The sequence below is a fragment of the Streptomyces sp. VRA16 Mangrove soil genome (assembly GCF_017377775.1).
In the GTDB taxonomy this organism is placed as follows: Bacteria; Actinomycetota; Actinomycetes; order Streptomycetales; family Streptomycetaceae; genus Streptomyces.
Map to the genome: position 1 here is coordinate 412,554 of NZ_JAFVLN010000003.1, position 13,726 is coordinate 426,279.

The following is a 13,726-nucleotide window of genomic DNA, read 5'->3' on the forward strand; positions in this document are numbered from 1 at the left end:
TCTCACCCGCGTCACCCATGTCACCCGCCCCACTCGTGTCACCCACCCCATCCGTCTCTTCCGCCTTTGGCCGGTTTGCGGCGTGACAACCACTTCGATGGGGAATGCAGGGGGTTCCCCTTTCAACTTGTTCTCAAACCCATTTGGAGAACGAGGGGTGGACGTGCGGCCCCGGGCGTAGCAAGGTGTGCCCCGACGAGCGCGGCACAGGCACACCCGTACGACCAGATGTGGCGAGGGGAGCTGTGGACCGATGACCGACCAGCAGGCAGAGCCGGCGCGGGGCCCGGGAGCCGCGGGGCCGGGACCGGACGGAGCCGGTTTCACCTACCGCGGAGCGGAAACGGAACTGATCGTCCTGGCGCGGCCGGAGGCCCGGCTGCGCGCACAGGCGGAGGGCGTCAGGTCCGCCGCGGGCGCCGACGTCTCGGCGCTGAACATGTTCCTGGGCGACGAACAGCTCGCCCTGGAGCCGCTGTTCGGAAGTGAGGAACGACTGCAGAGCCCGTCGGACGCGTCGGCCGCCGGGGCGGACTACCCGGATCTGGCGCTGTTCTACCGGGTGCGCGGCGCCGGCCAGCGGGCCCAGGAGCTGCGCGCGCGGATCGCGGCGCTGCCGGAGATCGACACCGCGTACGTGAAGCCGGGCGCGGTGCCCGCCGCCTACCAGCAGGACTCCGACGAGGCCCGGCGGATGAAGGAGAAGGCCGCGGCGACGCCCGACTTCATGGGCCGCCAGGGCTATTTGGGGCCCGCACCCGAGGGCGTCGACGCGCTCTGGGCGTGGCAGCGGCTCGGCGGCAGCGGCGAGGGCGTCACCGTCATCGACGTGGAGGGCGCCTGGCAGCTCAGCCACGAGGACCTGTCGGCGAAGCTCGCGGGCATCGTCGTCGGGACACCGATCTCGGACGTGGCGTGGCGCAACCACGGCACGGCGGTGCTCGGGGTGATCGGCGGCGACCGCAACGAGCACGGGATCACCGGCATCGCGCCGGAGGCGGTCACCGCGGCGGCCTCCTTCCAGGGCGTGGGCACGGCGGCGGCGATCCACGCGGCGGCCGAACGTCTTGGCCCCGGAGACATCGTGCTGATCGAACTGCACCGGCCGGGACCGCGGTTCGACTTCGAGGCGCGGGACGACCAGCGCGGTTACATCGCCCTGGAGTGGTGGCCCGACGACTACGCGGCGATCAAGTACGCCACCGAGAAGGGCATCGTGATCGTGGGCGCGGCGGGCAACGGCGCCGAGTCGCTCGACGACGCGGTGTACGAGCGGCGCCCGGACGGCTTCCCGGCCTGGTGGCACAACCCGTTCAACCCATCGAACCGCCAGTCCGGCGCGGTGCTCGTGGGCGCGGGCGCCCCGCCGCCGGGCACGCACGGCCGCGACCACGGCCCGGACCGCTCGCGGCTGGCCTTCTCCAACTACGGCGCCCGCGTGGACGCCCAGGGCTGGGGCCGCGAGGTCACCACCACCGGCGGCTTCTGGGACCGGCCCGGCGATCTGCAGGGCGGCTCCGAGGAGATCGCCTGGTACACCGACACTTTCTCCGGCACCTCGTCCGCCTCCCCGGTGGTCGTCGGCGCGCTGGCCGCCCTCCAGGGCATGCTCAAGGCGGGCGGCCAGCGCCCGATGACGTCGCAGCGGGCGCGCGAGGTACTGCGGGCGACCGGCTCACCACAGCAGGACGCCCCCGGCCGGCCCGCTTCGCAGCGGATCGGCAACCGGCCCGACATCAGGGGAGCGGTCACCAACCTCCTCCCCTCGACCGTCGGTTCCGGTCAGGCCGAGCGGTACTGGGACGAGCTGCTCCCGTATCCGCCCGAACTCCCGCCTCGGCTCAGGCTGTTCGTGGCGGGCGCCTGGCGCAATCTGAACAACCCGTCCCCCGACATTCGCCAGGCGGTGCACTCCGCCTTCGCGGGGGGACGGCCCGACGTACGTGTCTGGTTCTCCGACGACGAGGTCGTCGGCCTGGTCGTCACCGGCTGACACAACGCAGCCGACCATTGATGGAAGGTGGCACCCGCATGAGCATCACCCCCCAGATGAGTCAGCAGGGGCAGCAGTTCCCGAGCACGTCGCCCTATCAGCAGTACCAGCAGCAGCCGTTCGGACAGCAGGGCTTCGGCCAGCAGCAGCAGCAGCCGTTCGGGCAGCAGGGCTTCGGCCAGCAGCAGCAGCCGTTCGGGCAGCAGGGCTACGGCCAGCAGCAGCCGATGGGTATGGGCGGCTCGCTCGAGCAGCTGAGCCAGCTCGGCCAGCAGCAGCCGTTCCAGGGCCTGCTCCAGCAGCTCGGACAGCAGCCCATGGGGCAGCAGCAGGGCCAGCAGCAGGGCCAGCAGCAGGTCGAGCAGCAGGTCCAGCAGCACCTCCACCAGATCGCGCAGGTCGCGGTGCAGCACGCCCAGCAGCAGGTCCAGCAACAGGTGCTGCAGGCCGGTATCGCGGACGCCTACATCGACGTGGTGCAGCCGCTGCCCGGTCAGCCCAGCATCATCGCACTGCGCATCCAGGGCCAGTTCCGGATCTTCGCCAACCCCAACTCCCAGACCCACGACCAGGTCCAAGAGGCCTTCGCGTTCGGCCACCAGGTCGTCGGCGTCTGGGACTCGGGCTCACCGCAGGTCCTGCGCAGCATCCAGGTGCGCAAGATCTGATCCACCGGATCCGGCGAGCCGGGTCTCACCGCACCACGTAAGAGAGGGGCGCTTCCTCCGCACGGAGGAAGCGCCCCTTTCCCTTGTCCTGGTGGGTCCTGGTGGGTCCCGGTAGGTCCTGGTGGTTACAGCGCCACGCCCAGCAGGGCGTCCACGGCCCGGGACACGACGCCCGGGGCGCCCTCGTCGGAGCCGCCCTCGGCGGCCTGGAGCTCGGCCCAGCGGTCGACGGCGGCCAGCGCGGTCGGCGCGTCCAGGTCCGCGGAGAGCGCCTCGCGGATCTCCTCCACGAGCGCCTCGGCGGCCGGGCCGTCGGGACGCGAGACGGCGGCGCGCCAGCGGCCGAGCCGGGCCACAGCGTCGGCGAGCACCTGGTCGGTCCACTCCCAGTCGGCCCGGTAGTGGTGCGCGAGCAGCGCGAGCCGGATGGCGGCCGGGTCGACGCCGTCGCGGCGCAGCTGCGACACGAAGACGAGGTTGCCCTTGGACTTGGACATCTTCTCGCCGTCGAGCGCCACCATGCCGGCGTGCACGTACGCCTTGGCCATCGGGAACTCGCCGGTGAGCACCTGGGCGTGCGAGGCGCCCATCTCGTGGTGCGGGAAGGCGAGGTCGGAGCCGCCGCCCTGGACGTCGAAGCCCATGCCGAGGTGGTCGAGGGCGATGGCGACGCACTCGATGTGCCAGCCGGGGCGCCCCTGGCCCAGCGAGCCGCCGTCCCAGCTCGGCTCGCCCTCGCGGGCGGCCATCCAGAGCATCGGGTCGAGCGGGTTCTTCTTGCCCGGGCGGTCCGGGTCGCCGCCGCGCTCGGCGGAGAGCAGCCGCATCGCGGCCGCGTCGAGGTTCGAGACGGAACCGAAGTGCGGGTCGGCCTCGACGGAGAAGTAGATGTCGCCGTCGAGCTCGTAGGCGGCACCCGCGTCACGGAGCCGCTCGACGAGCGGCACGATGCCGGGTATCGCCTCGACGGCGCCTATGTAGTGCTGCGGCGGGAGCATCCGCAGCGCGGTCATGTCCTCCCGGAACAGGGCGGTCTCGCGCTCGGCGAGGCCCTCCCAGTCGATACCGTCGCGCACGGCCCGCTCAAGGAGAGGATCGTCGACGTCCGTCACGTTCTGGACGTAGTGAACCTGCCGCTTGGTGTCGAGCCACACGCGCTGAACGAGGTCGAACGCGTTGTAGGTCGCCGCGTGACCCATGTGGGTCGCGTCGTACGGCGTGATGCCGCAGACGTAGATACGGGCGACGGGACCGGGGTCGAGGGTGACGAGCCCATCGGTCGCGGTGTCGTGGATCCTCAGGTCGCGGCCCTTGCCAGGCAGGGCGGGGACCTCAGAAGCGGGCCAGGCATGCATGTCATGAGCCTAACCGGACGGTGCTTCCGGATACGAACCGGACCGGGGTGTGATGACCGACAAGGCGCTCTTGCGCGATCACTGGACGCACGCTACGCCTCCTGCTACGCGGAAACGGTGGCACGGATGCCGTCGGAGAGACCGAAGTGACGTATCCCGTGCAACAGGTGGGCGCGCAGGGTGCACACGAAGTACGTCCAGCCCTGTGTCTGCCCCGCGGCCCGGGCGGCGCCCTCGACGTCGTCCCCCATGGGCTGTTCCGTGATCGTCAGGGCGGTGCCCCCGCCGGTCTCGGCCAGCTCGATGGTGACCTGCCCGCCGGGCCAGCTCCACGAGACGAACCGATCGGGCTCGATCTCGCCTATCGCCACGTCGAAGGTGGCGTCGACGTGCGGGAAACTCCAGGTCACCGTGGTGCCGGGCACCATCGGGCCGGACGTCGTCGCCACGAAGAAGCTCGACAGGCCCTCGACGGTGACGATGGCCTCGAACACGTCCTTCGCGGGCCGGTCGATGCGGTCCTCGACAATCAGCTTGGTCATGCTCTCGAACGTAGCCCCGGCCACTGACAATCGCCGCTCGACAGAATGAAGCCCCAGGTCAGGGCCGCTTCAGAGGGGAGGCCACGGGATCGCGGGCCACTCCCCGCTCGGCTCCCGGTGCCGGCCGGACTTCAGCAGGCCCGCCACCCGCTCCCGTACGGCGTCCAGCTCGGCCGCGGTGATCAGCTCACCGAGCCGGGCCGCGAGCGCCTCGCCGTCGCGCAGTCGCTCCCTGAGCCCTTCGAGGGCGCCGGTCGCCTCCTCGGTCAGCGGCTCCCCCGCCCAGCCCCACAGCAGGGTGCGCAGCTTGTCCTCGACGTTGAAGGTGACGCCGTGGTCGATGCCGTACAGACGCTGCCCGGCGTCGACGAGGAGATGCCCGCCCTTGCGGTCGCCGTTGTTGATCACCGCGTCGAGCACGGCCAGGCGGCGCAGTCGCTCGTCGTCGGCGTGCACGAGCAGCGCGGTGCGCCCTTCGCCGACCTCGGCGAACCCGATGGCCTTCCAGCCCTCCCCCGGCTCCTCGCCCTCCACGAGCGCGAGCAGCCGGCTGTCGTCGGCCGGCTCCTCGGGGGTGTCGATCCACAGCTGGCACATGCCCTCGCCGTACGGCCCGTCGCGCAGCACGGTCGGCGGCACCAGGCCCCAGCCGAGCGCCTCGGAGACCTCGAACGCGGCCACCTCGCGCTGCGCCAGCGTGCCGTCGGGGAAGTCCCACAGGGGGCGCTCACCGCGTACGGGCTTGTAGACACAGGCCGCCTCGCGGTCCTCGTGCCTGACCGTGCACAGCAGGACGGCGTTCGAGGCGTCCCGGATCTGGCCCTCGACGTGCAGCTCCCCGCGGGTGAGCAGGTCGAGGGCGTCGCGGCCGGTCACGCGCCGCGCCGGTATCCGTTCTGGCGCGGACATACGTGTCCCTCCGGGTCGAGCGGCAGACTGCACAGCGGGCACGGCGGGCGGCCCGCGTTCACGACGTCCAGGGCCCGCTTGGCGAAGGCGCGGGCCTGGCTGCCGGTGAGGCGGACGCGGAGCATCGGCGGACCGTTCTCCTCGTCCTGGAGAAGCCTTTCCTCGGCTTCCGCCAGGTCCTCGTCCGAGTCGGCGTCCAGTTCGACGAGGGCCTGCGCCTCGACGATCATGCGCTGCTCGTCACCGTCCCAGGCCAGGGCCATGGTGCCGACCCGGAACTCCTCCTCGACCGGTGCGTCGAGCGGGGCGGTGTCGGAGATCTCGGAGGGGGCCATGGCGGGCACCGGCGCGTTGCCGCCACTGCGCCGCACCACCTCGTCGAGCAGCTCGTCCATGCGCTCGGCGAGCGCGGCGACCTGGGTCTTCTCCAGGGCGACGCTCGTGACCCGGGTTCCTGCCGAGGCCTGCAGGAAAAAGGTGCGGCGCCCGGGGAGTCCGACCGTACCGGCCACGAAACGCTCCGGAGGGTCGTAGAGGAACACCTGACGGGACACGTCCTGTCTCCATGGGATCTGGGGATCTGCGGGAATCTGTGGGGATCTGCGCTGATCCCTGGGGATCGACTTCTTCTTACGGGAGCTTCACCCTACTGCGGCGGACGATCACGGTGCGCCCGCGCCGCCTCCGACGGGTGCGTCCGGGCTCTGCGGCTCCTCGCGCGGCGCCAGCGACGCGAAGTCCCCTGTGTCGCCGAGGCGTACGAGAAACGGGCGCAGTCGTGTGTAACGGATCGCTGTGACGGAACACGGCTCTACAGAGATGCGCTGAAAGAGGTCCAGATGCAGTCCGAGAGCGTCCGCCACAAGGGACTTGATGATGTCGCCGTGCGAACACATGACATACACGGCGTCGCTGCCGTGATCGCGCTCCACGCGCGCGTTCCACTCCCGCACCGCCTCAGCGGCCCGGTGCTGCATCTGCCGCATGGACTCGCCGCCGGGGAACGCGGCGGCCGTCGGATGCTGCTGCACGACCTGCATGAGCGGTTCGTCGGCGAGTTCGGCAAGCTTGCGGCCGGACCAGTCCCCGTAGTCGCACTCGCCGATCCGGTCGTCGGTGTGCGCGGTCAGTCCGGGCCGCGCGGCGAGCAGCGGCGCGACGGTCTCCTGGCAGCGTTGCAGCGGACTGCTGACGATCTCGGCGATGGGCAGGCCCTCCAGGCGTGCCGGGAGCGTGGCGGCCTGTGCGGTGCCGCGCTCGTCGAGGGCCACGCCGGGGGTCCACCCGGCGAGCAGTCCCGCGGTGTTGGCGGTGGAACGTCCGTGCCGGACGAGGATCAGCGTGGGCATACGAGCCAGCCTAGGCGCACCCGGATGTGCGACCGATCGCTCCCCTGGGAAGAATGTCCGGCATGATCGTCGACTGCGCCGTCTACCGCGACGGGTGCCGCACCCAGGGCCCGGAGGACTTCGCTGACATCTCCGGCGCCCTCGACGAGGCGCGGGCGTCGCACGACGCCTTCGTGTGGATCGGGCTGCACGAGGCCACGGAGACCGAGTTCGACCGGGTCACCCAGGAGTTCGGGCTGCATCCGCTGGCCGTCGAGGACGCTCTCAACGCGCACCAGAGGCCGAAGCTGGAGGTCTACGACGACTCGCTGTTCGTCGTCCTCAAGCCGGTCGTGTACGAGCCGAAGAGCGACCGGGTCTCCTCGGGCGAGGTGATGCTGTTCCTGGGCGACTCGTTCGTGGTGACCGTGCGGCACGGCGAGGGGGCGCCCCTGACAGCCGTACGGCAGCGGCTGGAGAAGGACCCGGAGTTCCTGCGGCACGGGCCCACCGCGGTCCTGTACGCGATCTCGGACGCCGCCGTGGACCACTACCTGGACGTCGCGACCGAGTTGCAGACGGACCTGGAGGAGCTGGAGGCGGAGGTCTTCTCGCCGGACGGCGGGGGTTCGCGGGACACGGCGTCGCGGATCTACAACTTCAAGCGGCAGATCCTGGAGTTCCGGCGCGCCACGGGACCGTTGGCGCTGCCGATGGCCCGGCTGGCGGGGATCGGCCCGTTCCCGGCGGCGGTGCCGTTCGTGGACGGCGACGCCCAGCCGTTCTTCCGCGACGTCCACGACCATCTGACGCGGGTGAACGAGTCGGTGGACGGCCTGGACCGCCTGGTGACGGACATCCTGTCCGCGCATCTCGCGCAGATGAGCGTGCGGCAGAACGACGACATGCGGAAGATCTCCGCGTGGGCCGCCATGGCCGCGGTGCCCACGATGATCGCGGGCGTCTACGGCATGAACTTCGACCACATGCCGGAGCTGCACTGGTTGTGGTCGTACCCGGCGGTGATCGTGCTCATGGCGGTCCTGGAGCTGCTGCTGTACCGGACGTTCAAGCGGCGCGGCTGGCTCTAGGCAGGCTCCCCGGCCGTCACGCGAACTCGACGGAGGTGGTCGCAGGACCGCCGAGCGCGTCGCGCCGCCGGGGCATCTCCAGGGAGACCATCCGCCGCCAACCGCCGAGGCGTTCGTACGCGTACACGGCGTGGATCCCGGCGGCGAGCACGCCCGCCTTCGCCTTCGACCAGCCGAGGATGCGGCCCATGTGGTCCATGACGGCCAGGCTCACGTCCCGGTAGACGGCGATCTCCGCGAGCGCGCACTCCCGCAGGATGCGCTGGATCGTGCGGCCGTGGCCCGCATAGGCGAAGCGGAGCAACTCCTCGTGGCAGTAGGCGAGGTGGTTGTCCTCGTCGTGGGAGATCATCTTGACCGCGCGGCCGATGTCGGGGTGGCCGGAGAAGTGCTTGCGCAGCAGTTCCATCTGCTCGGAGGCGCGCTGTTCGGTGACGCGGCTGTGCGCGAGGTACGTGACGATGTCCCGCACCGAGAGCGGCTCGTCGCGCTTGAGCTGCTCGTGGGCGAGTCCGATGCCGTGCTTCTCCAGGAGCATCGTGTAGTCGGCCTCGTGCGGGACCGGCACCGGTTCCAGGCCGCGCTTCTTCATGAGGGCGTTGAAGATGCGCCCGTGTTTGTCCTCGTCGGCGCCGTGCCGGGCCACCTTCGGCGCGAGCGCGCGCTCGCTCTCGGGGACGAGCGCGGCGATCCGCCCGTTCTCCCAGCCGCCCTGGGACTCGCCGCTGGCCGCGATCGAGCAGAACAGCCGGAACGAATCGTCGTTGTCGAGGATCTCCTGGAAAAGACTCTTGGCCGACAGCATCGGTGGTACCTCCATGCCTCCACGCGCGGGTCCGCGACTCAGGGTTCGCAAAGAACGAGTCAATTGCGGCGCGCGGTGGCGAGCAACAGGTATGACCGACAACTCGGCCGAAAGGAGGATCCGTGCCCCGGAACGGAGGCGTAACCGTGCGCCCGATGGCGCGTTGTTCTCCGTGACGGCCGTGGCGGGGAAGACCCCCCGAGCCCCCACCACGGCCGCAGACTTCCTCAGCTCTCCCGAAGCCTCTCCCGACGCCTCTCGCGTCGCCCCCCCAGCCGGTCCCTACGCCAGTCCGGCCCGCTCCAGGGCCTCGACGCCGGCCCGCAGCGAGGCCAGCCGCTCGTCCAGCGTGAAGCCCGCGGGAGACAGCGTCAGCGTGGTGACACCGGCCTCGGCGTAGGCCTTCATCCGGTCGGCGATACGGTCCACGGAGCCGAGCAGCGTGGTCGAGTCGATGAGCTGGTGCGGGACGGCGGCGGCCGCGCCGTCCTTGTCGCCGGAGAGGTACTTGGCCTGGATCTCGGCGGCCTCCTTCTCGTAGCCCATGCGCTGCGCCAGCTGGTTGTAGAAGTTCTGCTTGGCGCTGCCCATGCCGCCGACGTACAGCGCGGTGTACGGCCGGAAACCGTCGGCGAGCGTGGTGACGTCCTTGTCGCCACTCTTGGGGCCCACGGCGATCGGCACGGTCGGGCAGACGTCGAAGCCCTCCATGGTCTTGCCGGCCTTCTCGCGGCCCGTCCGCAGGTACGAGATCGCGGTGTCCTCGATGTGCTCGGCGGCCGGGAAGATCAGCAGGGCGCCGTCGGCGATCTCACCGGTCTGCTCCAGGTTCTTGGGGCCGATCGCGGCGATGTAGAGCGGAATGTGCTCGCGCTTGGGGTGCACGGTCAGCTTGAGGGACTTGCCCGGCCCTTCGGGGAGCGGCAGGGTCCAGTGCGCGCCTTCGTAGGACACCCGCTCGCGGCTCATCGCCTTGCGGACGATCTCGACGTACTCGCGCGTGCGGGCCAGCGGCTTGTCGAACTTGACGCCGTACCAGCCCTCGGAGACCTGCGGGCCCGAGACACCGAGGCCGAGCCGGAAGCGGCCGCCGGAGAGGGTGTCGAGGGTCGCGGCGGTCATCGCCGTCATCGTGGGCTGGCGGGCCGGGATCTGCATGATGGCCGAGCCGACGTCGATGCGCTCGGTCTGCGCGGCGACGTAGGACAGGACGGTCACCGTGTCGGAACCGTAGGCCTCGGCCGCCCAGCAGACCGCGTAGCCGAGCTGGTCGGCCTCCTTCGCGACGGCGAGGTTGTCGGTGTCCATGCCGAGACCCCAGTAACCGAGATTGATGCCGAGCTTCATTGACCACATCCCCTTGACCGCGTGCGGGAACCGGTGGATTACCCATCGGTAACACCTCTTGCCCGGCACCCTAACGCGGAGGGCCGGGCGAGAGATATCCACAGGGCCCCACATCCTGACCTTCGGCCAGTAATCTCAGCGCCCATGGAGCAGAGGCATCTCGGCCGTACCGGCCTGCGTGTGTCCCGGATCGGGCTCGGCACCCTCACCTGGGGCCGGGACACGGACGAGCACGACGCCGCCGACCTGTTGAAGGTCTTCTGGGAGGCGGGCGGCTCGCTCGTCGACACGGCCGACGTGTACGGGGACGGGGAGTCGGAGTATCTGCTCGGCCGGCTCATCGAGGGCCTGGTCCCGCGCCGGGACCTGGTCATCTCCACGAAGGCGGGCAGCGTGCCCGACCCGGACCGGCGCTTCGACGGCTCGCGCGGCCATCTGCTCTCCGCGCTCGACGCCTCGCTGGCCCGGCTCGGCACCGACTACGTCGACCTGTGGCAGGTGCACGCGTACGACACGCAGACCCCGCTCGACGAGACGCTCCAGGCCCTCGACATCGCCGTCAGCAGCGGACGGGCACGCTATGCGGGCGTCTCGAACTTCTGCGGGTGGCAGCTGGCCAAGGCGGGCACCTGGCAGCTCGCGGCGCCGGGCGCGCGCACCCGTCTCGCCAGTACGCAGATGGAGTACTCGCTGCTCCAGCGCGGCGTGGAGCGGGAGGTGCTGCCCGCCGCCATCGACCTGGGCATCGGGCTGCTGCCGTCGTCACCGCTCGGGCGCGGGGTGCTGACGGGCAAGTACCGCAGCGGCACGCCCGCGGACTCCCGCGGCGGCTCCGACCACATGGCGCCGTTCGTCGCGCCGTACCTGGACGAGGCGGCCGGGCACATCGTGGACGCGGTCTCCATAGCGGCGGACGGGCTCGCGGTGACCCCGCTCCAGGTGGCCCTCGCCTGGGTCAGGGACCGGCCGGGAGTGGCCGCGCCGATCGTCGGCGCGCGCAACGCGCAGCAGCTCACGGCCGCATTGTCAGTGGAGGCCCTTAGTCTTCCTGACGAGATCTGCCAGGCGCTCGACGATGTGTCGGCGCCCGTGCACCGCTATCCCGATCAGGACTGGAGCACGTTGTGAGTACGGAGTCCGCCGCCGCGGAGAACGAGTCAGGGCCGGGCCCCGACGCCGGGCCGGACACGGAGCCGGAGAGCGCGACGGAGACCTCCGTCGAAGCATCCGGCTCCGAGGCGTCCGACGAGGCCGGGGACGGCACGGAAGAGGCCGAGGGCGGCAAGGACGGCGAGGGTGCGGCCGAGCTGTCCGAGGCGGAGGCCGAGCTGGCCGCGCAGCGGGAGCTGCGGGAGCGCATCGCGGAGCGCAAGGCCGCCAAGGAGGGGCCGATCGACGCCGGCGCCAAGCTGAGCGGGACGGCCGCCGATCTGCTCGCCGCCGTACGTGCCGTGGAGAGCGGCGAGAAGCCGGTCGCCGCCGCGTTCGCGGAGCCGGAGCCCGAGCCGCGCCGGGTCGTCACGCCCGAGCCGGTGCGCAGATCACAGCCCGTGGCGCCCGTCGCGGACGCGGGGCCTGACGCCGGGGCGGTGGCCGCGGTGCGGGCCGTGCTCGCCGAGGGCGGGGCACCCGAGACGCTGGCCGGTGCGGCCGCCGCGACGCTGGGCGAGGACGCCGACGACGTGCTGCGCGAGGACCCCTGGCAGCTGCTGCGGGTGAGCGGGGTGCGCCCGGAGCAGGCCGACGGGTTCGCGCGGGCGCTGCTCGGCGCCGAGTGCGGCCCGCAGGACGAGCGGCGGGGCCGCGCGGTCACCGTGTGGCTGCTCGCACAGGCCGCGGTCGCCGGGCACACGGCGCTCGATCTCCCGGTGCTCGCCGAGGCGCTCGGCAAGCGCGGCGTGCCCGATCCGGACGCCGCCGTGCAGAGCGCCGCCGCTGAGGGCGACGCGATCCTGTTCCAGGACGCGCTGGACGACGCGCCCGAGCCGGTGGCGGCGGACGGCGACGAGGGCGACTCCGAGGACGAGGCAGAGGTCGAGCGTCCGGTGCGGGTGCTCGTCGGACTTGAGCAGTACGCACTCGCCGAGGAGAGTCTCGCCGACGGCCTCGCCCGGATCGTCAACTCCGCCCCCAAGGAGGGCGGTGCGGAGGGGGCCGGCTGGGAGGAGGCCGCCGCGTCCGAGAAGGGCACCACGGCCGAGCTGATCCGGGCCGTCGCCGCGCACCGGCTCGTGCTGCACACGGGCGGCGAAGCCGCCCGCGCGGAGCCGATCGCCGTGGCGGCCGCCGGGGCCGGGCTCGGGCTGCGGGTCTGCGTCGCCGCGCACAGTGCGGACGGGCGGCGCCGGGCGGCCGAGGCGCTCGGCGCGGAGGCGCCGGAGACGGCCACCGCCACCGTCGAGGGGCTGCTCACCCAGACGCAGGGGCCCGGCCGGGACACCGACGGGGCGCTCGCGCTGGACCTGCTGGTGGTCCTGGACGCGCCGCAGCTGGACGTGGACGGCGCCGCGATGCTCGTGGAGCTGCTCGCCGATGGCACCGGTCTGCTGCTCAGCGGCGATCCGGGGGTGCTCTGGTCGGCCGGGCCCGGGCGGGTGTTCGCCGATCTGCTGGCCGCCGGGATCTGCCCGCGCGTCGCCTCCCGTACGCCGGACTTCGGGCCGATCGGCGAGCTGGTCTCGGGGATCGGGATCGGGGAGCTGAACCAGGTGGAGGCGCCCGGCAAGGAGGTCGTGATCGTGCCGGTGCGGGACGGCGCCGAGGCGATCCACCGCACCGTGCAGCTCGTCGCGGACTCGGTGCCGCGGGCCATCGGGGTGCCCCCCGAGGACACGCAGGTGATCACTCCGGGGCACGGTGGCGCGGCGGGCACGCGGGCGCTCAACACGGCGCTGAAGGAGCGGCTGAATCCGGGGCCTGGGCGGTTCGGCGGGTTCGATCCCGGGGACCGGGTGGTGCATGTGCCCGCGCCGGGGCGGATCCGGCCCGGGCGGGTCGTCGGGGCCGATGCGGAAGGGCTGCGGCTGGACTGTGCCGGGGAGCCCGTGCTCGTGCCGAAGGAGCAGGTCGAGCGGACCGTGCGGCACGGGTGGGCGGTCACCGGGCATCAGGCCGTCGGGGTGCGGTGGCCCGCGGCGGTCGTGGTGTTGCCCGGCGACGCGGTGGCGGGGTTGAGCCGGCCCTGGGTGTACACGGCGTTCGGGCGTGGGGTGCGGCATCTGTCCGTGGTGCACGGGGTCGATGCGGCGTTGCCGCGGGCCGTGGCGGAGGTGCCGGCGAAGCCACGTACGACGCGCTTGCAGCGACTGGTCCGGGCTCAGGTGCCCGGGGCGTAGGGATGCCCCCGCGCCCCGTCACGGGGCGCGGGAACGCGTCGATCGGCGGCTCCGCCCACGCGGGCACGACCGACGGGCGGCGGTCGTGCCCCGCCAGGGGCGCGAGGAACTGCGCGACCAGCCCCCACCGGAGCCGCACCCGGCCATGACGCGACCGGCCGAGGCCGTGCCCCGCCAGGGGCGCGAGGAACTGCGCGACCAGCCCCCACCGGGCCCGCGCCCGGCAACAAAGCACCCGGGACCGAGCTGGACGCCGGCTTGGAGCGCTCACCCCGCGCCGGGGCGCCGCCTTGCCCACCCTGCCGCCCATGGCGGCAGATTGCCCAAGGCGGCGGTGGCACGCCCAAGGCCGG

Annotated in this window: 12 protein-coding genes; 5 read left to right on the plus strand and 7 right to left on the minus strand. The window is 72.1% G+C overall.

Going from position 1 to position 13,726, the window contains the following annotated elements:
* Nucleotides 1-253 precede the first annotated feature (253 nt).
* Nucleotides 254-1,993, plus strand: a complete 1,740-nt coding sequence (locus tag J3486_RS11280; protein WP_207820073.1) for a S8 family peptidase — start codon at nt 254-256, stop codon at nt 1,991-1,993.
* Nucleotides 1,994-2,031: 38 nt separating this feature from the next.
* Complete coding sequence (locus J3486_RS11285; RefSeq protein ID WP_207820074.1) at nt 2,032-2,661, plus strand: hypothetical protein; 630 nt, start codon at nt 2,032-2,034, stop codon at nt 2,659-2,661.
* 125 nt (nt 2,662-2,786) lie between these two features.
* Here the strand turns inward: J3486_RS11285 and mshC are convergent, their stop codons facing one another.
* From mshC to J3486_RS11310, 5 genes are all read right to left on the minus strand, one after another.
* The gene (gene mshC, locus J3486_RS11290; protein ID WP_207820075.1) at nt 2,787-4,016 is read right to left on the minus strand and encodes a cysteine--1-D-myo-inosityl 2-amino-2-deoxy-alpha-D-glucopyranoside ligase; all 1,230 of its coding nucleotides are present in this window, start codon (nt 4,014-4,016) and stop codon (nt 2,787-2,789) included.
* 104 nt (nt 4,017-4,120) lie between these two features.
* Nucleotides 4,121-4,558 carry an SRPBCC domain-containing protein gene (locus J3486_RS11295; RefSeq protein ID WP_207820076.1) on the minus strand — a complete coding sequence of 146 codons (438 nt, stop codon included), beginning with the start codon at nt 4,556-4,558 and terminating at the stop codon, nt 4,121-4,123.
* Nucleotides 4,559-4,627: 69 nt separating this feature from the next.
* A complete protein-coding gene (locus J3486_RS11300) occupies nt 4,628-5,467 on the minus strand; it encodes an SCO1664 family protein (RefSeq protein WP_207820077.1) in 840 nt (279 codons plus the stop codon).
* Nucleotides 5,431-6,021 (minus strand): DUF3090 domain-containing protein, encoded by a 591-nt coding sequence (locus tag J3486_RS11305; RefSeq protein WP_207820078.1) that lies wholly within the window; start codon nt 6,019-6,021, stop codon nt 5,431-5,433. The genes J3486_RS11300 and J3486_RS11305 overlap by 37 nt, the downstream gene beginning before the upstream one ends.
* A 108-nt stretch (nt 6,022-6,129) precedes the next feature.
* A complete protein-coding gene (locus J3486_RS11310) occupies nt 6,130-6,816 on the minus strand; it encodes a histidine phosphatase family protein (protein WP_207820079.1) in 687 nt (228 codons plus the stop codon).
* A 62-nt stretch (nt 6,817-6,878) separates the two neighbouring features.
* On the opposite strand from J3486_RS11310, the gene corA reads away from it, so the two are divergent.
* On the plus strand, nt 6,879-7,886 hold the full coding sequence (gene corA / locus J3486_RS11315; RefSeq protein WP_207820285.1) for a magnesium/cobalt transporter CorA: 1,008 nt from the start codon (nt 6,879-6,881) through the stop codon (nt 7,884-7,886).
* Between the two features lie 16 nt (nt 7,887-7,902).
* Here corA and J3486_RS11320 read toward each other — a convergent pair whose 3' ends face one another.
* Together J3486_RS11320 and J3486_RS11325 are read right to left on the minus strand one after the other, a co-directional pair.
* Nucleotides 7,903-8,691 (minus strand): ferritin-like domain-containing protein, encoded by a 789-nt coding sequence (locus J3486_RS11320; RefSeq protein ID WP_207820286.1) that lies wholly within the window; start codon nt 8,689-8,691, stop codon nt 7,903-7,905.
* Between the two features lie 282 nt (nt 8,692-8,973).
* Entirely contained in the window at nt 8,974-10,038 is a 1,065-nt protein-coding gene (locus tag J3486_RS11325) for an LLM class F420-dependent oxidoreductase (RefSeq protein ID WP_207820080.1), read from the minus strand.
* A gap of 144 nt (nt 10,039-10,182) precedes the next feature.
* Here J3486_RS11325 and J3486_RS11330 point away from each other — a divergent pair, with 144 nt between their 5' ends.
* The gene (locus J3486_RS11330) at nt 10,183-11,166 is read left to right on the plus strand and encodes an aldo/keto reductase (RefSeq protein WP_207820081.1); all 984 of its coding nucleotides are present in this window, start codon (nt 10,183-10,185) and stop codon (nt 11,164-11,166) included.
* Entirely contained in the window at nt 11,163-13,373 is a 2,211-nt protein-coding gene (locus J3486_RS11335) for an ATP-dependent RecD-like DNA helicase (protein WP_307804778.1), read from the plus strand. The genes J3486_RS11330 and J3486_RS11335 overlap by 4 nt, the downstream gene beginning before the upstream one ends.
* Nucleotides 13,374-13,726: the final 353 nt, after the last annotated feature.